2 tRNA genes are annotated in these 302 nt (G+C 52.3%); both read left to right on the forward strand.

The features are described 5' to 3' along the window. Window positions 1-67 precede the first annotated feature (67 nt). A tRNA-Met gene (locus ADH52_RS04610) sits at window positions 68-141 on the forward strand. Between the two features lie 13 nt (window positions 142-154). Further along, window positions 155-228 (forward strand) — tRNA-Ile (locus ADH52_RS04615). Window positions 229-302: the final 74 nt, after the last annotated feature.

A 302-nucleotide genomic window follows, 5' to 3' on the forward strand; every position in this document is an offset into this window, starting at 1 on the left:
CAGCTTGGTAGAGTACTTGGTTTGGGACCAAGGTGTCGCAGGTTCGAATCCTGTCTTCCCGATATATGGCGGTGTAGCTCAGCTGGCTAGAGCGTCCGGTTCATACCCGGGAGGTCGGGGGTTCGATCCCCTTCGCCGCTATAATGATCTTGTTGGACCTTTAGCTCAGCTGGTTAGAGCTCTCGGCTCATAACCGAGTGGTCGTAGGTTCAAGTCCTACAAGGTCCATTTAAATAATATGGAGGATTACCCAAGTCCGGCTGAAGGGAACGGTCTTGAAAACCGTCAGGCGTGTAAAAGCG

The sequence above is a fragment of the Streptococcus pseudopneumoniae genome, from assembly GCF_001072665.1.
GTDB lineage: Bacteria > Bacillota > Bacilli > Lactobacillales > Streptococcaceae > Streptococcus > Streptococcus pseudopneumoniae_S.